Source organism: Halopseudomonas sp. L-58, from assembly GCF_056859475.1.
Genome location: NZ_JBSXON010000041.1, coordinates 1 through 20,582 on the forward strand (window position 1 = coordinate 1; position 20,582 = coordinate 20,582).

Genomic DNA, 20,582 nt, shown 5'->3' on the forward strand with positions numbered 1-20,582 from the left:
GAGCTCGATAAGGACGATACGTGGCGACTGCTCATCGAGGCCCGCAGCACTGTGCTGCACACTGAGGCCGGATATACGACAGACAACCTGCTCTTGCCGTCAAAAACTGATGCCTTGCAATGAGGGAGGAGACCATATACGGCCCTCCCACTCAATACCCCCGCAGCGCCGCAAAGCGGTTGGCGTGGTAGCGGTAGTCGCCGAACAGCGTCTGCACACTGCGCGCGCGCTTCATGAACAGGCCGATATCAAACTCGTCGGTCATGCCCATGCCGCCGTGCATCTGCACCGCTTCGTTGGTCGCCAACTCGGCCACTTCGCAGGCCTTGGCCTTGGCCAGACTGACCCACTGCGCTGCCTCGGCGTCACCGGCATCCAGCGCCATCTGCGCCTTCAGCACCGCCGACTTGACCAGCTCCAGCTCGCTGAACAGATGCGCGCAACGATGCTGCAGCGCCTGGAAGGTGCTCAGGGTTACCCCGAACTGCTTGCGCTCCTGCAGATAGGCAACGGTGCGCTCGAACACCTCCAGCGACAGGCCCAGCAGTTCGCCGGCCAGCTGAGCGTTGACCACATCCAGGGTCAGTTCCAGCGCAGCCCACGCATTGCCCGCTTCACCCAACAGATCACCAGAGGAGACCGTCACATTGTCAAAGCTGACGATCGCCGCATTGCGGCTGTCGGCCATGATGGTGCGCTCGACACTGACGCCCGGCGCGTTGCGATCCACCAGCAACAGGCTGATGCCCGCCTGGTCGGCTTCGGCACCCGCGCTGCGGGCGGAGACGATCAGCTTGTCGGCAACATGGCCGTCGACCACGAAGGTCTTGCGGCCATTGAGCAGATACCCGCCATCAGTTTCCTGCAACCGGGTTGCTACCCGATTCGGCGCGTGACGCGGCGCTTCATCAACCGCCAGCGCCAGCAGCAGGCTGCCCTCGGCGACCTGCGGCAGCAGCGCCTGCTGCTGTTCGCTGGAGCCGGCCAGCAGCAGCGCGGCCACACCGCCAATGGCGGTCGAGATCAAGGGGGAAGCACTCAGGTTGCGACCAGCCTGCTCGCTGACCTGGCCCATGCCGACGTAGCCAAACTGGGCACCGCCGAGGGCTTCGGGGATCAGGGTGCCGACAAAGCCCATCTCGACCATGCTCTGCCACAGCTCGCGGGAGAAGCCGGTTTCGTCGCGGCTGTCGCGCAGCGCACGCAGCTGGCTGACCGGAGCGCTCTCGCTCAGAAAACGCTTGGCCGCGTCCTTGAGCATCTGTTGTTCTTCGTTAAGTACCAAAGCTGCCATGATGCTGTCCCCTCACTGAAGGCCGAGAATGTTGCGAGCGATGACGTTGAGCTGAACCTCTGTGGTCCCGCCCTCGATCGAATTGCCCTTGGAGCGCAGCCAGGTGCGGGCAATGGCTCCCTCGCGAGACGCCTCGCCTTCCCAGACCAGGCCGTCACTGCCATGCAGGGCGACCATCAGTTCCTGCCGACGCTTGTTCAGCTCGGTGCCGTAGTACTTGAGCATGGCCGAGGCCGCGCCCACGCCCTGACCGGCCTTGGCTTCATCCAGCACCCGCTCGGCGGTCAGCGCAAAGGCAGCCGCATCCAGATCCCATGTCGCCAGCTCGCCACGCAGCATGCCATCGGCCAGCTTGCCGTCTTCCAGCCCAACAGCATCCACCGCAATCTGCGGCAGGGTCTTCTGACCTGCGGCGGTGCGGCCCATGCCGCCAATCATTTCCCGCTCGTGGGTCAGCAGATACTTGGCGATGGTCCAGCCGGCGTTGATCTCGCCCACGACCTGGCTTTTTTCTACCCGCACATTGTCGAGGAAGGTTTCGCAGAATGGGGAGCTGCCGGAAATCAGCTTGATCGGCCGGGTGCTGACACCGGGGGTAGTCATGTCGAACAGCACCAGACTGATACCCAGCTGCTTCTTGGCATCCGGATTGGTACGCACCAGACAGAACATCCAGTCGGCCTTGTCGGCGTAGGAGGTCCAGATCTTCTGGCCGTTGACGATAAAGTGGTCACCGTGGTCTTCGGCACGGGTCTGCAGACCGGCCAGGTCGGAGCCGGCACCCGGCTCGCTGTAGCCCTGACACCAGCGGATTTCACCGCGGACAATCGGCGGCAGATGCTGACGCTTGAGTTCTTCGGAGCCGAACTTGAGAATCGCCGGGCCGATCATCCAGACACCGAAACTCGACAGCGGCGGGCGCGCATTGATGCGCGCCATCTCTTCACGCAGCACCTTGTGCTCCTGCTGACTGAGGCCACCGCCACCATACTCGGTTGGCCAGTCGGGTGCGGTCCAGCCGCGTGCGGCCATGCGTTCGAGCCAGAGTTTCTGGTCTTCGCTGGCAAAGGTGAAGTTGCGTCCGCCCCAACAGGCATCGTTATCCGAGCGTTGCGGTGTGCGCATGCTCTGCGGGCAGTTTTCTTCCAGCCAGGCACGGGTCTGCTGGCGAAATACGTCCAGATCGGCCACGGGCATTCTCCTCGGTATGTTCGTGAAAGGTCCGGCAGCAAAGATACTCTGCCCGGCCCACCGCGCGCGCAGAGCTTAACTGACCGAATGGTTACCCATTTACCAACGTGATGGATCAGCCCTGCCGGCTGCGCATGAACTGCTTCGGCGTCATCCCCTTCCAGCGCCGGAAGGCATGCACGAAATTGGACACCTCGCCGTAACCCAGACGCTGGGCGACCTCGTCGAGCGACAGGCCCGGCAGGCGCAGCAATTCCTCGGCCAGCGCCTCGCGGGTTTCCTCCTGCAGTTGGCGGAAACCGGTCTGCTCCTGGCCAAGGCGGCGGCGCAGCGTGCGCTCGGTCAGGTGCAGCCGCGCTGCGACCGAGGTCATGTCCGGCAGAGCGCTGCCGCCCTCCAGCAGCAATTCGCGCACCCGACCTGCCAGTCCATCACGTGCCCGATAGCGCTGCAGCAACTGCCGACACTGCTGCTCGCAGGCCTGCCGAATCGCCGGGTTATCGCCGGGCAAACCGCGGGCCAGCAGTACCGGGTCCAGTTCCAGCAGGGTTTCCGCGGCATCGAACTGCGGGGCGCAGCCATAGGCCTCGGTGTAGGCACTTATCAGTGCATCCGGCGGCGCGGGCAGCGTCAGCCGGACCGATTTGAACGGCTGCCGCAGCCCGGTCAGCTCCCTGTGGATACGGGTAATGGCAGAGCTGTCACGCAGCAGCAGAAAGGACCGCAGGCGCGGTTCGATCCAGCGATCATCAATGACCAGCCATCGCCGAACGGCGTCCTCGCGGGCCTGGATGCGGCAGAAGGCAAAGGTCAGATCAAGGTAGCGCAGGCCCATTTCCAGCGCCTCGCCCAGCGACGCACTGCTGAGCAACGCATACCCCCAGATGCCGTAGCGACTCAGTTGATAACGGCGCCCGGCCAGCAGACCGAGCAGCGGCTGATCAGGCAGGTTGGCGAGCAGATTGCCGACCACCTGCAGCTCCTGATCCGCGGTGACCTCGGCCTGACCATCGGCCAGCGCCATCACATCCAGCCCGGTGCCCTGCAGGCACTGCGGTACGGTCAGGCCCAGCTCGGTACCCAGTTGGGTCATCAGTTGCACGCTACCGATGTTGCGCAGGCGCGGCCAGGGAGGAGCAGTAGCGGTCATGGTGTGTCCGAAACTCACAATTTTTTGACCGACTATGCCATACCCGCGCCGACAGGCAACACCTAATATGCTGACAACAGGAGGAAGCACACAATGACAAAAACACGCTCACCTGCCGCACCACTCGACGCCATCATCATCGGCAGCGGGTTTGGCGGCATAGGCATGGCCATCCAGCTCGACCGCGCCGGCATCAGCAACTTTCTGCTGCTGGAGAAGGCCGCCGACATCGGCGGAACCTGGCGCGACAACCACTATCCGGGTTCGGGCTGCGACGTACCTTCGCACCTGTATTCCTACTCGTTTGAGCCGCGCACCAACTGGCCGCACAAGTACGCCCGCCAGGACGAAATTCACGCCTACATCCGCCACTGCGCCGACAAATACCACCTGCGCCAACGCATTCGCCTCAATTGCGACGTCCGCGACGCCCGCTTCGATGCCGACAGCGGCTGCTGGCAGGTCACTACCGCCAGCGGAGAAACCCTGGTCGCACGCAACCTGATTGCCGCCACCGGCCAGCTCAACCGCCCGCTGATGCCGAACATCGACGGGCTCGGCAGCTTTGCCGGCCCGGCCTTTCACTCGGCCGAGTGGCAGCACGACGTTGATCTGAAGGGCAAGCGGGTCGCGGTCATCGGCACCGGCGCCTCGGCGATCCAGTTCGTGCCGCAGATCGTGCCCGAGGTGGCCCAGCTTGACCTGTACCAGCGCAACGCCGCCTGGGTGCTGCCCAAGGATGATTGCGAGTACAGCGATTCGCGCCGACGCTGGCTGAGTCGCCTGCCGCTGCTTCATCAGCTGGATCGTGCATGGCAGTACCTGACCCACGAAGTCCGCGCGCTGGCTTTCGTGCATTTCCCGGCACTGGTCAAAAGCAGTGAACGGGCCGCCAAGCGTCATCTGAACCGTCAGGTCAGCGATCCCGCCAAGCGCGCCGCACTGACCCCGGGCTACCCGATGGGCTGCAAGCGCATCCTGATCAGCAACAACTACTACCCGGCGCTGGATCAAAAGCACGTCAACATCGTCAGTGACGGCATCGAGAAAATTGTCCCGGAAGGCGTCGTCACCAACGACGGCACCCTGCATCCGGCCGACGTGCTGATCTACGGCACCGGCTTTGCCGCCACCGAGTTCCTCGCGCCGATCCGCATCAGCGGGCTGGACGGCAAAGACCTGAACGACGCCTGGCGCGACGGCGCAGAAGCCTACAAGGGCATCTCGGTCGCCGGCTTCCCCAATCTGTATGTGCTCTACGGGCCGAACACCAACCTCGGCCACAACTCGATCATCTACATGCTGGAAAGCCAGTTCCGCTACGTCGTTGCCTGCGTGAAGGCCCTGCGCGACCGTGGTCTGCGTTACCTTGATCTGCAGCCCAAGGTACAGGCGCGCTACAACCGCCAGCTGCAAGACGATGCCCGCGGCACGGTCTGGGCCCGGGGCTGCCAGAGCTGGTACCTGACCGCCGACGGCAAGCAGACCGTCAACTGGCCCGGCTTTACCTTCACCTATCGATACATGACCCGCAAACCGACATGGAGCGATTATGTCCAGGTACGTTGATGAGCTGTATCGCAACCCGGGCCAACCCGGCCTGCGCGCCCTGCTGCGCGGCATGCTGAAACTGCTGTTCCGGGGTTTGATCCGTCCGCCCGTGCCCTTTGCCGTGCAGGCACTGGTGCTGCGCCTGCTGACCCTCGGCATGCCGCTGGCCAGAGGCGTGACCCGCAGCACCGAGCAGATCGCCGGACGGCCCTGTATGTGGCACCGCCCGGCCGCTGGCGGCAACGGCCGCGTGCTGCTGTACCTGCATGGCGGCGCCTTCGTCATCGGCTCCCCGCAGACCCACCGCGGCATCTGCTCGGCGCTCGCCAGCCGTGGTCAGTTTGATGTCTGCGCACTCGATTACCGACTGGCGCCGGCGCACCCGGCACCGGCGGCCTGTGACGATGCGGTCGCCGCCTATCAGGCCCTGCTGCAGCGAGGCTATGCGCCCGCGCAGATCACCCTGATCGGCGATTCGGCGGGCGGCAACCTGGTACTGGTGACCGCGCAGAAACTGGCCGCGCTCAAGCTGCCGCTGCCGGCCTCGCTGGTCTGCTTTTCACCGGTCACCGACATGACCGCCGAACAGCTGCACGCGCCTGCGGCCGGCGATCCACTGCTGCATCCGTCCTGGCTAGACAGCGCTCGCGACGCCTACTGCCCGGCCGGGCTGGACCGCGCCGACCCGATGGTGTCGCCGCTGTTCGGCCAGCTCAAGGGCCTGCCGCCATTGCTGCTGCAGGTCGGTGAAGACGAGGTGCTGCTGAACGACAGCCTGCGGCTGGCCGAAGCCGCGCGCGCAGCCGACGTTGCCGTACGGCTGGAGCGCTACGAAGACCTGTGGCATGTATTTCAGGCCCATGCCGGGCTGCTGCACAGCGCCGATGCGGCGCTGCAGCGGGTGGTGGACTTTGTGAACAGCGCTCAGACCGACTCGGTAAGCTGATCCCGGTGAATCGCGTAAGGCCCCCAGGCCTGACGCACCGGCACCACTTCCAGCCGGTTGATGTTCATGTGCGCCGGCAGCGCGGCGATGTAGCCCACCTGTGCGGCTACATCGTCGGCGGTGAGCGGCACCGTGCCCTGATAGACCTTGTCCGCGGCACCCGAGTCCCCGGCGTTGCGCACCAGGCTGAACTCGGTCTCGGCAATGCCGGGCGCCAGGTCGGTGACCCGCACGCCGGTGCCCTGCAGGTCGCAGCGCAGGTTGTAGGAAAACTGCTGTACAAAGGCCTTGCTGGCACCGTAGACGTGGCTGCCCGGATACGGGTTGCCGGCGGCGGTGGAGCCGATGTTGATGATGGTCGCGCCGCTGCCCCAGGCGATGAGCCGCGGTAACACCGCGTGGGTGACGTTGACCAGCCCGGTGATGTTGGTGTCGATCATGGTGTGCAGGTCGCTCAGCTCGACCGCCTGTGCCGGGCCCGGCGCCAGTGCCAGCCCGGCGTTGTTGACCAGCACCTGAATGCCGGAGAACAGCTCCGGCAGCTCATCGATGGCCCGCTGCACGGCGATGGCATCGCGTACGTCCAGCTGCAGCGGCAGAACGCTGGTCAGCTCGCTGAGTTCATCGGCCAGCGCCTGCAGCCGCTCCAGACGGCGACCACAGAGAATCAGCGGCCAGCCCTGCCGCGCCAGACAGCGCGCGCTGGCGGCGCCAAACCCGGAGGTTGCGCCGGTAATCAATACTGCACCTTGCATGGGTATATCCTGTTCTTAATGAGATCACTAGCCACAGTGGAAAGCGTCGGCGAGGCCGTCAGCGCAAGGCAAGAGTCGGCGAAACAGCGCAGTTTACGAACAGTAAATGAGCATGTTGAACCGACGCTTAACGCCGCGCTGGCCACGCAGCCAGCTTTCAACGCGGCTAGCGGCGTTCTTCTCGAATAAAAGGCTCCCCCAACGCCCCGGGCTGGCTGCTGCTGTCGCGGCTGGCCAGGGCTACCCAGATCATCACCCCGAGGGTGACGGCGTAGGGGGTCATGAATACGAAGTACTGCGGCAGGCGAATACCGGAGGCGGCCATCTGCGGAATCAGCGCCTCGATACAGCCAAACAGCACGGCACCGGCCAGCGCCTTCCACGGCGACCAGCGGGCAAAAATCACCAGCGCCACGGCAATCCAGCCGCGCCCGCCAACCATGTCGGCGATCCACATCTTGGTGCTCAGCACCGAAATATAGGCACCGGCCAGACCGATCAGCATGGAGCCGGCAACAATGGCGGCGCAGCGATAGCCCAGTACCGGAATACCGGCGGCATCCGCCGCCTGCGGGTTCTCGCCGACCGCGCGCAGGCGCAGGCCGAGCACGCTGCGGTTGAGCACCAGTACCACCACGACGAAGATCAGCGGTGTAACGAATACCAGCGGGTTCTGCACAAACAGCTTGCCGACCACCGGCAGCTCCGAGAATGGCCAGAGCGACAGTGATTGCAGCCCGGCGACCGGTTTGTTGGTCCAGTCCAGCAGGGTGCCGAGCAAGCCGGTCAGGCCCTGACAGAAGAACACCAGCGCAAGGCCCGCGATCACCTGATTGATGCGCATCACCAGAACCATCAGGGCAAACAGCAGCGAGACAACCCCGGCCGCGCACATCGCCAGAATCAATGCCCAGACGGTTGCGCCGCCGGTCATCAGTGACGCGCCGATTCCTGCCAGCGCACCCACCAGCATCAAGCCCTCAGCACCCAGTGCCAGCACCCCGGAGCGTTCGATCACGATCAACCCGAGCGCCGCCAGCGCAAAGGGCACGGCAAAGTCGGGAATGTTGCCGATCCAGCTTGCAATCATGTCCATCAGACCTGCCCTCCCTGAATGCGGCGAATACGGTGGCGGATAAAGAACTCCGAAGACGCCACGCAGATCACCAGAATCGCCTGGATCAACTGCACCATCGAGAACGGAATCTGATAGAACACCTGCAGACTGCGCCCGGCGACAAACAGGGTCGCTACCAGCACCGCTACCACGGTCGCGGCAATCGGCTGATTGCGCGCCAGAAAGGCGATCAGAATCCCGGAAAAGCCATAGCCGGCGTAGAAGGAATGGGTCAGCCGCCCTTCCTGCCCGGCGGTAATCATCAGCCCGGCCAGACCTGCCAGCGCGCCCGACAGCAGAACGGTACCGAGGATTACCCGCTTGACCGGCACACCGACTGCGCGGGCCACGCCCGGGCTGCTGTCGACAAAGCGCAGGTACAGGCCAGCGCGTGAGATGCCGGTGAACCAGAGCACGAACAGCGCGACCACCAGCGCCAGCACCACCGCCAGACTGACGCCATCGAACAGCTCGGGCAGACGCTCGAATACCTTGTACTGCGGCGAATAGGGGAAAGAGTCACGCGGGTCCTTCCAGCTGCCGTAGACCAGATGCAGCAGGAAGTTGATCGCAATGTAGTTGAGCATCAGCGTGGAAATGATCTCGTTGACCTTCAGGTGCAGCTTGAGCAGCACCGGCGCCAGCGCCCAGAGCAGGCCGCAGGCCATGGCGCAGACCATCATCAGCGGCAGGCGCAGCGACGGCGGTCCGATCTCGAACAGCGAGATTGCGGTCGCGCCAATCGCGCCCCAGATCATCTGGCCTTCCAACCCCAGATTCCAGAACCGCGCACGAAACGCAAGGCAGCCGGCCAGACCGACCATGATCAGCGGCGCGGCCTGAAACAACACCGCGCGCAGACTCTGGCTGTCGAACAGGGTGAGGATGACAAACTCATTGAGCAGCTCACCGGCGGGCACCCCGGCGCTGACCAGAATCGCCGCCGAGATCAGCATGCCGACCAGCAACGCCAGCGCGATGACCTGCGCCTGCCAGTACCAGGCCATCTGCTGGCGTACTTCAAGGGTGTACCGGCGCGCCAGCAGCGGTTGAAAATTCGTTGTATCAAACATGATTCACCATGGCCTGCCCGATTGCCTGGCGGTCCGCCGGCTGGGCAAACTCGCCGATGATACGTCCTGCCGACATCACGCCAATGCGGTCTGCCAGCGCCATCACTTCGTCCAGGTCTTCACTGATCAGCAACACCGCAGCGCCGGCATCACGCGCGCTGCGCAGCCGTTCGTGCACTGCCAGGGTGGCGCGCACATCCAGCCCGCGGCTGGGGCTGTGCACGATGACCAGTTGCGGGATGCGGGCAAACTCGCGGGCAATCACCAGCTTCTGCGCGTTGCCGCCCGACAGCAGCGCCGCCTTCTGCTGCAGCGAGCGCACGCCCTGCACATCAAACTCGGCGACCGCGGCGGCAGTGTCGGCCTCAATCCGCTTGCGGCGCAGAAACCAGAACGGCCCGTAGCGGCCGCTGTGTACATCGCCCATGGCAAAGTTGTCGCTGATCGACAGCGGCGCGGCGAGCGCCGAGCTGTAGCGGTCGGCCGGGATGCAGGCGATGCCCAGCTCGCGGCGACGGGCCGCACTGAGGCTGTTGAGATCGCCTTCCCCGACCAGCTCCATCTCGCCGGACACCGGCTCGGGCAGGCCCATCAGCGCGCCGGCCAGTTCACTCTGGCCATTGCCACCAACCCCGGCGATGCCGTAAATCTCACCGGCACGCAGCTCCAGATTGACGCCGCGCAGCGCCGGCGCATCGCCACTGGAGCGCAGATCACGCACCGCCAGCCTGACCTCGCCCGCGTCTCGGCTGGACGGAATCTGCGGTGGAGTCGGCGCGTCGCCAACGGTCAGTTTGACCAGCTCACCGACCGACACGGTCTGCGGCTTGAGGCTGGCAACCGTTGAGCCTGTGCGCATCACCGTCACCTGATCGGCGTAGCGCATGACATCATTCATTTTGTGGGTCACCAGGATGACGGCAGCACCTTCCTGATGCGCGAAATGCTGGACCGTGGTCAGCAGGTTTTCTGCTTCCGCATCGGTCAATACCGCGGTGGGTTCATCGAGAATCAGAATGCGGGCACCGGCCAGCAGCACCTTGAGAATCTCGACCCGTTGCTGCTCGGCTACCGACAGTTGATCCACCCGCGCGTGGGGTTCGATGCTGAACCCCAGGCTGGCGGCCATGGCGGTGATCTGCTCGGCGGTCTGCGCCAGCCGCTGCCGGTAGGTACCGGCCTGCAGGTGACGAAGACCGAGCAGAATGTTCTCTGCCACGGTGAAGGGTTTCACCAGCTTGAAATGCTGGTGAACCATGCCGATGCCCTGTGCGGCAGCATCGAGCGGCCCCTTCAGACGAACCGGGTTGTCGTCGATGAACAGCGATCCGGTTTCCGGCGCATAGAGCCCTGCGGCAATGTTCATCAGGGACGACTTGCCCGCTCCGTTCTCGCCCAGCAGGGCATGCACTTCGCCCCAGCGTGCGGTGAAGGAGGCCTCGGACAGCGCCTTGAAGCCGTCAAACGACTTGCTTACGCTGTCCAGCCGGATCGCGTTCGGGTTACTCATTGCTGGGTAATCACTCCCTTGACGAACCAGTCCATGGACCACAGCTCACCGTCGGACAGCGCTTCACCTTCCGCCGCTTTGACGTTGCCGTCACGGTCAGAGATCGGGCCGGCGTAGATCAGTTTCTCGCCGTTCAGCAACTCTTCACGGGCAGCCATGATCTTGGCTTTCTCTTCTTCATCGATACCCTTGCCGCAGCAGGAAACATCGGTACCGCCCTGCTCCATCGACAGCAGCGCACCGTGCTCAGCCGGTACCCAATTGCCCGCCATGATCTTCTTCAGCTCCGGTGCCAGGAAGCGATCCCAGACCCAGACCGAGGAACAGACAGTGGCTTCGGGGGCGAACTCGCTCATGTCACGGTGGTGACCGGTGCCATAGACGCCGCGCTCCTGGGCAACGATCTGCGGGGTCGGGCTGTCCACGTGCTGGCCGATAACGTCAGCGCCCTGGTCGATCAGTGCGGTGGCGGCAGCACGCTCCTTGACCGGGTCGTTCCAGGCGCCGGTGTAGATGACGGTGACGGTCGCATCCGGATTCATCTGCTGCGCGCCCATGGCGAAGGCGTTGACGGTCCAGTTCACCTGACCGAAGGGGTTGGCCGCTACAAAGCCCAGCTTGCCGGTTTCAGAAGCGGCACCCGCGGCCATGCCGCACAGGTACTGGCTCTCGTAGGTACGACCGTAGAAGGACTCCAGGTTGTGCGAGTTGGTGGTGCCGGAGCCATTCAGGAAGGCCACTTCCGGGTACTTGTCGGCCAGTTCCTTGAAGGTGTCGGAGTAACCAAAGGCGGTACCGATGATGATGTTGGCACCACGCTGAATCAGCCGTTCAACGGTCGGTTTAATCGCCGAGGCGGTTTCCGGCACGCTTTCCACGTACTGAATCTTCTGGCCAATCTCGCCTTCCAGACGCTGACGCGCCTCGTCGAACGCCTGGGTCCAGCCGCCGTCATTGCGCGGGCTGATGTAGAGCATGGCGATCTTCGCCGGGCCGGTCAGGGTAAAACCGCCTTCCTCGGCAGCAGCCAGGGTCGGCAGGCCGCAGGTGGCCAGGGCGCATACGGCGCCCGCAATCAGTTTTTTCATTGCCAAAGTCCTTCTTGCGATCAGGTGGTGTGACTACATCATGTGGTTGATACGGAACACGTTGCCTTCCGGATCCATCAGCACCGCCTGATACCAGTTGTAATAGGTGGTATACGGCGGCTTGATCAGGGTGGCGCCCGCTTCGACGGCGATCGGCACCATGCGGTCGACCTCGGCGGGGCTGTCGACGTCGATGTTGAGCAGAAACTTGCAGCCAGCAGTGTCGGAATACTCGGCCAGATGCAGCAGCTCGTAGGCATCCGGCGCGTTGAAGCCGATACAGCAGGTGCCGGCATCCAGGCCGACGAAGATCGGCGAGCGAATCGCCTCCACTTCCGGAAAGTCGAACACCCGCTGGTAGAACCCGCTGAGCGCTTCGATGTCGCGGGCGAATACGTTGACGTAGGAAAGTTTGCTCATCTCAGGCCACCTTGCTGCCGCCAAAGGTCGTCTGCCGGACGAACTTGGACTTGAGGTGATCGCCGGAGCTGACCGGTGCATACCGCGGCGTCTCGCCCTTGGCCAGGCAGCTTGGCAGGCATTCGACCATCACGTCGTAGTTGGGCTGATGGAAGAACACCAGCGACTGGCGTTGCTGATCGCCCGCAGCATCTTCCGGCGGGTTGATCACGCGGTGCAGGGTCGAGATCCACTGGTCGTTGGTCCACTGCATCATCAGGTCACCGATGTTGACCACGAAGCCGTCTTCCACATAGGGCACATCGACCCATTCGCCGTCGCGGTTGCAGACCTGCAGGCCACCCAGCGCGCCGTCGGGTTTGACGATGGTCAGGCTGCCGTAATCGGTATGCGCACCGGCGCGCAGCTGACCTTCCTCGATACCCTCCTTCAGGTGCGGGTAACGCAGGCTGCGGAACATGCTGATGTGCTTGTCGATCTTGTCGTCGAAGAAGGTCTCCGGCAGCTCCAGCGCCAGCGCAAAGATGCGCATCAGCGAACGGGCCAGATCGCCCATGGCTTCAAAGTATTCGGTGTAGGCCTGCTGAAAACCGGGCAGGTCGGACGGCCAGACGTTAGGCGCAAAGTGCGGACCGGCCATGGCTTCGGAATAGTAGGGCTCGGCCGGTACGTTGCTCGGGCCGATCAAGAAGGATTCCTTGAGGTCGCCCGGCGCCGCCTCTTCCATCGAATAGGACAGGCTTTCCTCGGCGACTGCGCTGTAACCGCGCACCATGTCGGGACGCGGGCGGTTTGCCTTGCGCTTTTCTGCCATCGGCAGATCAAAGAACTGCGAGGTCAGGGCATAGACCCGCTCGATCAGTTCCCTGGGAATCTGATGCTCGGTAATGACCAGAAAGCCGATGTCGCGACAGGCCTGGTTGACCGCTCTGGCCACCTCAGCCTTGCCCTCGGCGGTGCCGCTGAAATAGGGTCCAAGATCGATGATGGGAACGTATTGAAGCGTCATACAACCGTTTCCTCCAAATGGAGCTCAGCGGGAGCGCTGGGCAGAAGAAGCGACGCGAGGAGTGTTCGACGCGCCATTTTCCAATCAGCGGAGACGGTTGCAGCAACTATGCCAAAAAGCGTTTCTACTTAAAAAACAAATAGATAATGAAAAGTGACCGCTTGTTTTGGAACAAACGGTCTGATCTAGAGCACTCGGTTTGTGCGTCTAGCCCAAAAAAGGGGCGGAGATATTGATCTGCATCAAGAGCGCGGACAGACGCCCTGCAAAACCAGTGCCTTGAGATTGTCCAGCGTCTCGGCAAAGAAGGCCGGATCTTCCAGGGTACGACCAGAAACGGCCTCAACCTGGGTACGAAAGTCGGCGTAATGCTGGGTCATCGCCCAGAGCGAAAAGATCAGATGGTGCGGCTCGATCGGTGCCAACTTACCGGCCTCGATCCAGGCATTGATGACGCTGACCTTGGATTCGACGATATCACGCAACGGGCCCTGCAGCTCGCCCAACAACAGCGGCGCCCCCTGAATGACCTCCAGACAGAACAGCCGCGACTCGGCCGGATGATCTCGCGACAACTCCAGCTTTACGCGCAGGTAGTCACCAATCGCCTCGGACGGATCCTGTTCGACAGTGAACGCCTTGAGCGGGCTGAGCCAGACATCCATCAACTGACGCAGCACATTGATGTACAGATCTTCCTTGGAAGCAAAGTAATACAGCAGGTTGGTCTTGGACACGTCGGCCTGGCTGGCCACCTGATCAAGACTGGTGCCATGCAAGCCGTAACGGGAAAACACATCCAGCGCCGCTTCCATGATGGCGCTGCGCTTGGTTTCCATCAGCCGCTTGCGCCGATTCAGCGTGGCCTCACTGGGCACCCGAGTCCGCGCCTTGGGCTTCTTGGCAGGTGTTGCGGGACGCTGTATCTGTTTGCTCACTGGGAGGTATGCCTCTTCTTTTAACGCCCGCATTCTACCCTTGGGGATAGCAGACAACTCAAGCCCCAAAATGGGCCCCAAAGCGAATCGGCATGCACAAACCAAGTGCTCTAATTCGGACTAAATGGTCTACCTTAAACCAGTCAAACCACGCAAGCCATTGATTTAAATCAACAAAAAAAACATGGCCTGGATTGTGCTTTTCAGCTGTTCAGCGGCCGGCCGCACATGCCGACCTTCCGAACAAATGGACTATGGAGTGCAATCCAATGAATGTAGGTATCTTCATCCCGATCGGTAACAACGGCTGGCTGATCTCCAAGAACGCGCCGCAGTACATGCCGACCTTCGACCTGAACAAAGCCATCGTGCAACGCGCCGAGCATTACGGCTTCGAATTCGCCCTGTCGATGATCAAGCTGCGCGGCTTCGGCGGCGAGACCGAGTTCTGGGAACACAACCTCGAGTCCTTCACCCTGATGGCCGGCCTGGCCGCCGTGACCGAGCGCATCCAGCTGTTCGCCACCGCCGCCACCCTGACCCTGCCACCGGCCATCGTTGCGCGCATGGCCTCGACCATCGACTCGATCTCCAACGGCCGCTTCGGCGTCAACCTGGTGACCGGCTGGCAGAAGCCGGAGTACAGCCAGATGGGCCTGTGGCCGGGTGATGAGTTCTTCGCCAACCGCTACGACTATCTCGGTGAGTACGCCACCGTACTGCGCGACCTGTGGACCACCGGTCGCAGCGACTTCAAGGGCGAACACTTCCAGATGGACGACTGCCGCGTCAGCCCCAAACCCCAGGCCGACATGAAAGTCATCTGCGCCGGGCAGAGCGAAGCCGGCATGGCCTTCACCGCCAAGTACGCCGACTACAACTTCTGCTTCGGCAAGGGCGTCAACACGCCGACCGCCTTCGCCCCGACCGTCGAACGACTGGTCAAGGCCACCGCAGAAAGCGGCCGCGACGTCACCTCCTGCGCGCTGTTCATGATCATCGCCGATGAAACCGACGAAGCCGCCCGCGCCCGCTGGGAGCATTACAAGGACGGCGCCGACCACGAAGCCATCGCCTGGCTCGGCGAACAGGGCGCCGCCGACACCAAGTCCAAGGGCGACACCAACATCCGCCAGATGGCCGACCCGACCTCCGCCGTGAACATCAACATGGGCACCCTGGTGGGCTCCTACGAGAGCATTGCGCGCATGCTCGACGAAGTCGCCACCGTGCCCGGCAACAGCGGCGTGATGCTGACCTTCGACGACTTCGTCAAGGGCATCGAAGACTTCGGTACCCGGATCCAGCCACTAATGAAGAGCCGCCAACACGTTAACGAGCTGCTGGAGAGCGCGTGATGAACAGCCTGACCAAACCTGTTGTCGGTCATGCACCGGTACGCAATAACCCGACCGATGTGATTCTGCCCGCGCGCCCCGAGTCGCTGGCGATCAACAGCGGCGAGACCGCGCTGATCGTGGTCGACATGCAGAACGCCTACTCGACCAAGGGCGGCTATCTGGATCTGGCCGGCTTTGATGTTTCCAGCACCGGGCCGGTGATCGAACAGATCGCCCGCGCCATCGAAGCGGCCCGCGCCGCTGGCGTGCAGGTGATCTTTTTCCAGAACGGCTGGGACAGCGAGTACGCCGAGGCCGGTGGCCCCGGCTCGCCGAACTGGCACAAATCCAACGCGCTGAAGACCATGCGCAAAAACCCGGAACTGCAGGGCAAGCTGCTGGCCAAGGGCACCTGGGACTACGATCTGGTCGACGCCCTGCAACCGCAGCCGGGCGACCTAGTGGTGCCGAAACCGCGCTACAGCGGCTTCTTCAACACCGCTTTCGACAGCCTGCTGCGGGCCCGCGGCATCCGCAATCTGGTGTTCACCGGCATCGCCACCAACGTCTGCGTGGAATCCACCCTGCGCGACGGGTTCTTCCTCGAATACTTCGGCGTGGTGCTGGCCGACGCCACCCATCAGGCCGGCCCGGAATTCGTCCAGCAGGCCTCGCTGTACAACATCGAAACCTTCTTTGGCTGGGTCAGCAGCGTCGATGACTTCTGCACTGCACTGACCAAGCCCGTTACCCAAGGAGCATCCGCATGAGCAAGCAAACCGTACTCCCCGCCGGCACCGGCAAACCGCTGGCCCCCTACGTTCCGGGCTCGATGGCCGATGGCATTCTCTATGTCTCCGGCACCCTGCCCTTCGACAAGGACAACAACGTGGTGCACGTCGGCGATGCCGCCGCGCAAACCCGCCACGTGCTGGAAACCATCAAGGGTGTGGTCGAGGAAGCCGGCGGCACCATGGACGATGTCACCTTCAACATGATCATGCTACGCGACTGGAGCGATTACGCCGCCATCAACACCGTCTACGCCGAGTACTTCCCGGGCGAAAAACCGGCGCGTTACTGCATCCAGTGCGGTCTGGTCAAACCGGACGCGCTGATCGAAATCGCCAGCATCGCCCACGTCGGCTGAGGCCGCGGCCGTGATGCATATCGAAATCCACGGCCGGCGTGATGCCGACGCCCCGACGCTGGTATTCAGCTCGGGGCTCGGCGGCGCGGCGCACTTCTGGCTGCCGCAACTGGACGCCCTCACCCGCGACTACCGCGTGGTGCTGTACGACCAGCTCGGCACCGGCAAGAGCCCCGCCGCCCTGCCCGCCGACTACAGCATCGACGCCATGGCCTGCGAGCTGCGCACACTGCTCGCCAGCCACGGCATCGGCGACTATCACCTGATCGGTCACGCCCTCGGTGGGCTGGTCGGTCTGGCGCTGGCTATGCAGCAGGCGCCGGGGCTACGCAGCCTGACGTTGATGAACGCCTGGTCGCGGGTCAGCCCGCATACCGCGCGCTGCTTCTCGGTACGCAAGCAATTGCTGGCCGGCAGCGGCCCGGCTGCCTACGTCGAGGCGCAGGCGCTGTTTCTCTACCCACCGGACTGGATTGCCGCCAACATCGAGCAGTTGCAAATCGACGACCGCAAGCACGTGGCCGGCTTTCCGCCGACCGACAATCTGTTGCGCCGCATTGCTGCTTTGCAGGCCTTTGCGCCGGATCTTCAGGCGCTGGCCGGCATTCGCCAGCCAACGCTGCTGATCGCCAACCGAGACGACATGCTGGTGCCCTGGCAGTGCTCGCGAGAGCTTGCCGAGCAACTGCCGAACGCCCGCCTGGAATGCTTTGACTACGGCGGCCACGCCTCCAGCGTGAGCTGCCCGGACACCATCAATACGACGCTCAGGCGCTTTCTTGCCAGCGTCATTCACGACACCGAATACGCCGCCTGAGTGAGAGCAACCATGCACGAACCATTGGATCAAAGCGCCCTGGCGCAACTGTTTACCGAGGCCCGCAGCCACAATGGCTGGCTCGATCAGCCGGTGCCCGACAGCCTGCTGGAAGCCATCTACAACCTGACCAAAATGGGCCCGACCTCGGCCAACTGCAGCCCGGCACGCTTCGTGTTCGTGCGCACCCGTCAGGGCAAGGAGATGCTCAAGCCGTGCCTGTCATCGGGCAATCTGGAAAAGACCATGAGCGCGCCGGTCACCGTAATCGTTGCCTATGACTCGCGCTTCTACGACGCACTGCCCGAGCTGTTCCCGCATGCGGACGCACGCAGCTGGTTCACCGGCAGCCCGGAGATGATTTACGAAACTGCCTTCCGTAACAGCTCGATGCAGGCCGCCTACTTCATCATGGCCGCCCGCAGCCTGGGACTGGATACCGGGCCGATGTCCGGCTTTGACGCCAAGGCACTGGACGCCGCGTTTTTCAGCGACAGCCACTGGAAGTCCAACCTGTTGATCAACCTCGGTTACGGCGACAGCAGCAAGGTGTTCGACCGTTTGCCGCGTCTGGCCTATTCCAAGGCCTGCATTCTCACCTGAAGGAGCCAGTCATGCTCGCAGCCAAGATAGTGGAACCCATGCCCGCCCCGGTCACCAAGGATGCTTTTCGCAACGCGATGTCGGTGCTGGCATCAGCCGTCAACGTGGTCACCACCGATGGCCCTGCCGGCCGCGCCGGCTTCACCGCCACCGCCGTGTGCAGTGTGTCGGACGAGCCGCCAAGCCTGCTGGTCTGCCTCAACCGCAGCGCATCGGTCTACGACATCTTTCAGACCAACGACCATCTGTGCGTGAACACGCTGACCTGCGATCAGCAGGCGCTGTCCAACCTGTTCGGCGGCAAGACAGCGATGGAGGAGCGCTTCGCCAGCGCCGACTGGAGCACCGATGTCAGTGGCGCACCGATGCTGGACGACGCGCTGATCAACTTCGATTGCCGCATCAGCAACCGGGTTGCCGCCGGCAGCCACGACATTCTGATCTGCGAGATTCTGGCGATCCGTCAACGCGACAGCGGCGACGGCCTGGTGTACTTCCAGCGTCGCTATTGTCAGCCGGTCTGACACCGGGTGCCTCGCCGCGCTGACGGCGAGGCACCTCCTGCTTCAGCTGACCACGCGGTAACACGGCTCGTAGTCGGCCCCGCCCGGCAGCTTCATCCGGTGCTGATCAACAAAGGCCTGCAGCAGCGCATCCAGCGGCTGCATGATGCGCGGGTCGCCGTGTATACGGTACGGCCCGTGCTGCTCAATCAGACGAATACCCTTGTCCTTGACGTTGCCCGCAACGATCCCGGAAAACGCCCGGCGCAGGTTCGCCGCCAGTTCGTGCGGCGGCATATCCAGGGTGAGCTGCAGCGCCTCCATGTTGGCGTGGGTCGGATCAAACGGGCGCTGAAAACTCTCCTCGATGTGCAGCAGCCAGTTGAAGTGGAAGGCGTCGTTGCGCTCGCGCCGGAACCGCTCCACTTCCTTGAGCCCGGCGGCCATGCCGCGCGCGACCTCGGTCGGATCGTCGATGATGATGCGATAGTGCTGCTGCGCCTGTGCACCCAAGGTCGCACCGACAAAGGCATGCAGTTGCTGCAGATAAGCCTCGGCGCTGCGCGGGCCGGTGAGGATGACCGGGAACGGCAGATCACGGTTGGTCGGGTGCATTAGGATGCCGAGCAGGTAGAGAAACTCCTCCGCCGTGCCGGCGCCGCCCGGGAAGATGATGATGCCGTGACCAACCCGCACAAAGGCCTCCAGGCGCTTCTCGATGTCGGGCATGATGACCAGTTCGTTGACAATCGGGTTGGGCGCTTCGGCGGCGATGATGCCGGGCTCGGTGATACCCAGATAACGCCCCTCAAGGATGCGCTGCTTGGCGTGGGCAATGGTTGCCCCCTTCATCGGGCCCTTCATCACACCAGGCCCGCAGCCGGTGCAGATGTCGAGATTGCGCAGGCCCAGTTCGTGCCCGACCTTCTTGGTGTACTTGTACTCCTCGATGCTGATCGAGTGCCCACCCCAGCACACCACCATCTTCGGTTCCAGCCCGGGGCGCAGGGTGCGCGCGTTGCGCAGCAGATGGAAGACGTAGTCGGTGATGCCGGCGGAGCTTTCCAGATCTATCCGCGGGCCGCCCAGTTCGCTTTCGGTATAAACGATGTCGCGCAGCGCGCTGAACAGCATCTCGCGGGTACTGGCGATCATCTCGCCATCGACAAAGGCATCAGCCGGCGCGTTGATCAGCTCCAGCCGCACGCCACGATCCTGCTGGTGAATCTGCACTTCAAAATCGGCGTAAGCCTCAAGAATGGTCTTGGCGTTATCGACGCGCGCGCCGGTGTTGAGAATCGCCAGCGCACACTGGCGGAACAGCTGGTGCAGGCCACCGGAGCCTACCTTACTGAGCTGTTGGACTTCACGTTGAGAGAGGGTTTCCAGGCTGCCTTTGGGGCTGACCGATGCATTGATTACGTTGGGTCTTGTCATGCGAGGCTTCCTTGGCAAACGCCGACGACCACGCCGTCGGGTGACGATAGATACGACCGCGATGGTCGCAAAGTTGCCTTCATTCTCGACCCCGGCAGCCTGCCTTGGCAATCGCCGGTGGGCAACATGGCGCCCGGGAGGCAGGTAAGCGATCAGCTGGTTGCCAATGACTCACGACTGCGTCCCAGCGCGGCCGCTTCAACCGGGCGACCAAACAGGTAGCCCTGAAACACCTCACAGCCGCTGTCGACCAGAAAACGCATCTGCTCGACGGTTTCCACGCCCTCGGCCACGACGCCCAAACCGAGCGGTCGCCCCAGCGCCACAATGGTGCCGGCTATCGCCGCGTCGTTGGCGTCGGTGAGAATGGAGGGTGTGCAGAATTCTGTGTAACCGGGGATGGGGTTACTACTGTGGCAGCCTGCCTTCGTAGCTGATCGTAAAGCGTGTCAGTGCCACTTTCCAGTCACGGATCGGCATCGTCCATTTCTTGCTGATGTTGCGTAGCGCCAGATAGAACAGTTTCAGCAGCGCCTCGTCGCTGGGGAGCGAGCCGCGGTTCTTGGTTATCTTGCGCAAACTCATGTTCACCGACTCAATGGCGTTGGTGGTATAGATCACTTTGCGGATCTCCGGTGGGAAGTCGAAGAACGGCGTGATCCGAGCCCAGTTGCGCCGCCAGGACTGACC

The 20,582-nt window shown here is 63.1% G+C and carries 22 protein-coding genes; 8 read left to right on the forward strand and 14 right to left on the reverse strand.

Annotation, left to right across the window (positions count from 1 at the left end; genetic code table 11):
• Positions 1-151: 151 nt before the first annotated feature.
• The 3 genes from AC13EY_RS04080 to AC13EY_RS04090 all read right to left on the reverse strand — a co-directional run bounded on the left by AC13EY_RS04080 (position 152) and on the right by AC13EY_RS04090 (position 3,635).
• Positions 152-1,294 (reverse strand): acyl-CoA dehydrogenase family protein, encoded by a 1,143-nt coding sequence (locus AC13EY_RS04080; RefSeq protein ID WP_228247600.1) that lies wholly within the window; start codon positions 1,292-1,294, stop codon positions 152-154.
• A gap of 12 nt (positions 1,295-1,306) precedes the next feature.
• A complete protein-coding gene (locus tag AC13EY_RS04085) occupies positions 1,307-2,485 on the reverse strand; it encodes an acyl-CoA dehydrogenase family protein (protein ID WP_228247601.1) in 1,179 nt (392 codons plus the stop codon).
• 115 nt (positions 2,486-2,600) lie between these two features.
• Positions 2,601-3,635, reverse strand: coding sequence for an AraC family transcriptional regulator (locus AC13EY_RS04090; RefSeq protein WP_228247602.1), 1,035 nt, complete (start codon positions 3,633-3,635; stop codon positions 2,601-2,603).
• Between the two features lie 93 nt (positions 3,636-3,728).
• On the opposite strand from AC13EY_RS04090, the gene AC13EY_RS04095 reads away from it, so the two are divergent.
• Positions 3,729-5,204: a flavin-containing monooxygenase gene (locus tag AC13EY_RS04095; protein ID WP_228247603.1), complete on the forward strand. Its 1,476-nt coding sequence runs from the start codon at positions 3,729-3,731 to the stop codon at positions 5,202-5,204.
• Positions 5,188-6,132 carry an alpha/beta hydrolase fold domain-containing protein gene (locus AC13EY_RS04100; protein WP_228247604.1) on the forward strand — a complete coding sequence of 315 codons (945 nt, stop codon included), beginning with the start codon at positions 5,188-5,190 and terminating at the stop codon, positions 6,130-6,132. The genes AC13EY_RS04095 and AC13EY_RS04100 overlap by 17 nt, the downstream gene beginning before the upstream one ends.
• Here the strand turns inward: AC13EY_RS04100 and AC13EY_RS04105 are convergent.
• From AC13EY_RS04105 to rutR, 8 genes are all read right to left on the reverse strand, one after another.
• The gene (locus AC13EY_RS04105) at positions 6,111-6,887 is read right to left on the reverse strand and encodes an SDR family NAD(P)-dependent oxidoreductase (protein WP_228247605.1); all 777 of its coding nucleotides are present in this window, start codon (positions 6,885-6,887) and stop codon (positions 6,111-6,113) included. The two genes, AC13EY_RS04100 and AC13EY_RS04105, sit on opposite strands and share 22 nt — an antisense overlap.
• A gap of 166 nt (positions 6,888-7,053) precedes the next feature.
• Entirely contained in the window at positions 7,054-7,983 is a 930-nt protein-coding gene (locus tag AC13EY_RS04110; RefSeq protein WP_228247606.1) for an ABC transporter permease, read from the reverse strand.
• Positions 7,983-9,077 (reverse strand): ABC transporter permease, encoded by a 1,095-nt coding sequence (locus tag AC13EY_RS04115; RefSeq protein ID WP_228247607.1) that lies wholly within the window; start codon positions 9,075-9,077, stop codon positions 7,983-7,985. The genes AC13EY_RS04110 and AC13EY_RS04115 overlap by 1 nt, the downstream gene beginning before the upstream one ends.
• Entirely contained in the window at positions 9,070-10,587 is a 1,518-nt protein-coding gene (locus AC13EY_RS04120; RefSeq protein WP_228247608.1) for an ABC transporter ATP-binding protein, read from the reverse strand. Before AC13EY_RS04120 ends, AC13EY_RS04115 begins: the two co-directional genes overlap by 8 nt.
• Positions 10,584-11,675, reverse strand: a complete 1,092-nt coding sequence (locus AC13EY_RS04125) for a BMP family ABC transporter substrate-binding protein (protein WP_228247609.1) — start codon at positions 11,673-11,675, stop codon at positions 10,584-10,586. Before AC13EY_RS04125 ends, AC13EY_RS04120 begins: the two co-directional genes overlap by 4 nt.
• 33 nt (positions 11,676-11,708) lie before the next feature.
• Positions 11,709-12,095: a VOC family protein gene (locus tag AC13EY_RS04130; RefSeq protein ID WP_228247610.1), complete on the reverse strand. Its 387-nt coding sequence runs from the start codon at positions 12,093-12,095 to the stop codon at positions 11,709-11,711.
• 1 nt (position 12,096) lies between these two features.
• Positions 12,097-13,104: an isopenicillin N synthase family dioxygenase gene (locus tag AC13EY_RS04135; protein WP_482877594.1), complete on the reverse strand. Its 1,008-nt coding sequence runs from the start codon at positions 13,102-13,104 to the stop codon at positions 12,097-12,099.
• 242 nt (positions 13,105-13,346) lie between these two features.
• Positions 13,347-14,075, reverse strand: coding sequence for an HTH-type transcriptional regulator RutR (gene rutR, locus AC13EY_RS04140; RefSeq protein WP_228247612.1), 729 nt, complete (start codon positions 14,073-14,075; stop codon positions 13,347-13,349).
• A 236-nt stretch (positions 14,076-14,311) separates the two neighbouring features.
• Here rutR and rutA point away from each other — a divergent pair, with 236 nt between their 5' ends.
• Genes rutA through rutF form a run of 6 tightly spaced genes read left to right on the forward strand, consistent with a single transcriptional unit; the run spans position 14,312 to position 18,476 of the window.
• Positions 14,312-15,400 (forward strand): pyrimidine utilization protein A, encoded by a 1,089-nt coding sequence (gene rutA, locus AC13EY_RS04145; RefSeq protein ID WP_228247613.1) that lies wholly within the window; start codon positions 14,312-14,314, stop codon positions 15,398-15,400.
• The gene (gene rutB / locus AC13EY_RS04150) at positions 15,400-16,152 is read left to right on the forward strand and encodes a pyrimidine utilization protein B (protein ID WP_228247614.1); all 753 of its coding nucleotides are present in this window, start codon (positions 15,400-15,402) and stop codon (positions 16,150-16,152) included. Before rutA ends, rutB begins: the two co-directional genes overlap by 1 nt.
• Entirely contained in the window at positions 16,149-16,532 is a 384-nt protein-coding gene (gene rutC / locus AC13EY_RS04155) for a pyrimidine utilization protein C (RefSeq protein ID WP_228247615.1), read from the forward strand. Before rutB ends, rutC begins: the two co-directional genes overlap by 4 nt.
• A gap of 13 nt (positions 16,533-16,545) precedes the next feature.
• Positions 16,546-17,349 carry a pyrimidine utilization protein D gene (gene rutD / locus AC13EY_RS04160; RefSeq protein WP_228247620.1) on the forward strand — a complete coding sequence of 268 codons (804 nt, stop codon included), beginning with the start codon at positions 16,546-16,548 and terminating at the stop codon, positions 17,347-17,349.
• A 12-nt stretch (positions 17,350-17,361) separates the two neighbouring features.
• Positions 17,362-17,952, forward strand: a complete 591-nt coding sequence (locus tag AC13EY_RS04165; protein ID WP_228247616.1) for a malonic semialdehyde reductase — start codon at positions 17,362-17,364, stop codon at positions 17,950-17,952.
• 11 nt (positions 17,953-17,963) lie between these two features.
• Positions 17,964-18,476: an NADH-dependent FMN reductase RutF gene (gene rutF, locus AC13EY_RS04170; RefSeq protein WP_228247617.1), complete on the forward strand. Its 513-nt coding sequence runs from the start codon at positions 17,964-17,966 to the stop codon at positions 18,474-18,476.
• Between the two features lie 42 nt (positions 18,477-18,518).
• Here the strand turns inward: rutF and ppnN are convergent, their stop codons facing one another.
• From ppnN to AC13EY_RS04185, 3 genes are all read right to left on the reverse strand, one after another.
• A complete protein-coding gene (ppnN, locus tag AC13EY_RS04175; protein ID WP_228247618.1) occupies positions 18,519-19,892 on the reverse strand; it encodes a nucleotide 5'-monophosphate nucleosidase PpnN in 1,374 nt (457 codons plus the stop codon).
• A 152-nt stretch (positions 19,893-20,044) separates the two neighbouring features.
• Positions 20,045-20,293, reverse strand: coding sequence for an EAL domain-containing protein (locus tag AC13EY_RS04180; protein ID WP_482877601.1), 249 nt, complete (start codon positions 20,291-20,293; stop codon positions 20,045-20,047).
• A 7-nt stretch (positions 20,294-20,300) separates the two neighbouring features.
• A partial coding sequence (locus tag AC13EY_RS04185; protein ID WP_482877598.1) for a transposase occupies positions 20,301-20,582 on the reverse strand: 282 nt, incomplete at its 5' end.

Excerpts from the sequence above, each read along its gene's own strand:
- AC13EY_RS04115 (WP_228247607.1), bottom strand. The coding sequence starts at position 9,077 with ATGTTTGATACAACGAATTTTCAACCGCTGCTGGCGCGCCGGTACACC.
- AC13EY_RS04165 (WP_228247616.1), top strand. The coding sequence starts at position 17,362 with ATGCACGAACCATTGGATCAAAGCGCCCTGGCGCAACTGTTTACCGAG.
- AC13EY_RS04125 (WP_228247609.1), bottom strand. The coding sequence starts at position 11,675 with ATGAAAAAACTGATTGCGGGCGCCGTATGCGCCCTGGCCACCTGCGGC.
- AC13EY_RS04100 (WP_228247604.1), top strand. The coding sequence starts at position 5,188 with ATGTCCAGGTACGTTGATGAGCTGTATCGCAACCCGGGCCAACCCGGC.
- rutD (WP_228247620.1), top strand. The coding sequence starts at position 16,546 with ATGCATATCGAAATCCACGGCCGGCGTGATGCCGACGCCCCGACGCTG.
- rutA (WP_228247613.1), top strand. The coding sequence starts at position 14,312 with ATGAATGTAGGTATCTTCATCCCGATCGGTAACAACGGCTGGCTGATC.
- AC13EY_RS04130 (WP_228247610.1), bottom strand. The coding sequence starts at position 12,095 with ATGAGCAAACTTTCCTACGTCAACGTATTCGCCCGCGACATCGAAGCG.
- AC13EY_RS04080 (WP_228247600.1), bottom strand. The coding sequence starts at position 1,294 with ATGGCAGCTTTGGTACTTAACGAAGAACAACAGATGCTCAAGGACGCG.
- AC13EY_RS04095 (WP_228247603.1), top strand. The coding sequence starts at position 3,729 with ATGACAAAAACACGCTCACCTGCCGCACCACTCGACGCCATCATCATC.
- AC13EY_RS04105 (WP_228247605.1), bottom strand. The coding sequence starts at position 6,887 with ATGCAAGGTGCAGTATTGATTACCGGCGCAACCTCCGGGTTTGGCGCC.
- AC13EY_RS04110 (WP_228247606.1), bottom strand. The coding sequence starts at position 7,983 with ATGGACATGATTGCAAGCTGGATCGGCAACATTCCCGACTTTGCCGTG.
- AC13EY_RS04120 (WP_228247608.1), bottom strand. The coding sequence starts at position 10,587 with ATGAGTAACCCGAACGCGATCCGGCTGGACAGCGTAAGCAAGTCGTTT.
- rutB (WP_228247614.1), top strand. The coding sequence starts at position 15,400 with ATGAACAGCCTGACCAAACCTGTTGTCGGTCATGCACCGGTACGCAAT.
- rutC (WP_228247615.1), top strand. The coding sequence starts at position 16,149 with ATGAGCAAGCAAACCGTACTCCCCGCCGGCACCGGCAAACCGCTGGCC.
- rutF (WP_228247617.1), top strand. The coding sequence starts at position 17,964 with ATGCTCGCAGCCAAGATAGTGGAACCCATGCCCGCCCCGGTCACCAAG.
- rutR (WP_228247612.1), bottom strand. The coding sequence starts at position 14,075 with ATGCGGGCGTTAAAAGAAGAGGCATACCTCCCAGTGAGCAAACAGATA.
- AC13EY_RS04090 (WP_228247602.1), bottom strand. The coding sequence starts at position 3,635 with ATGACCGCTACTGCTCCTCCCTGGCCGCGCCTGCGCAACATCGGTAGC.
- AC13EY_RS04135 (WP_482877594.1), bottom strand. The coding sequence starts at position 13,104 with ATGACGCTTCAATACGTTCCCATCATCGATCTTGGACCCTATTTCAGC.
- ppnN (WP_228247618.1), bottom strand. The coding sequence starts at position 19,892 with ATGACAAGACCCAACGTAATCAATGCATCGGTCAGCCCCAAAGGCAGC.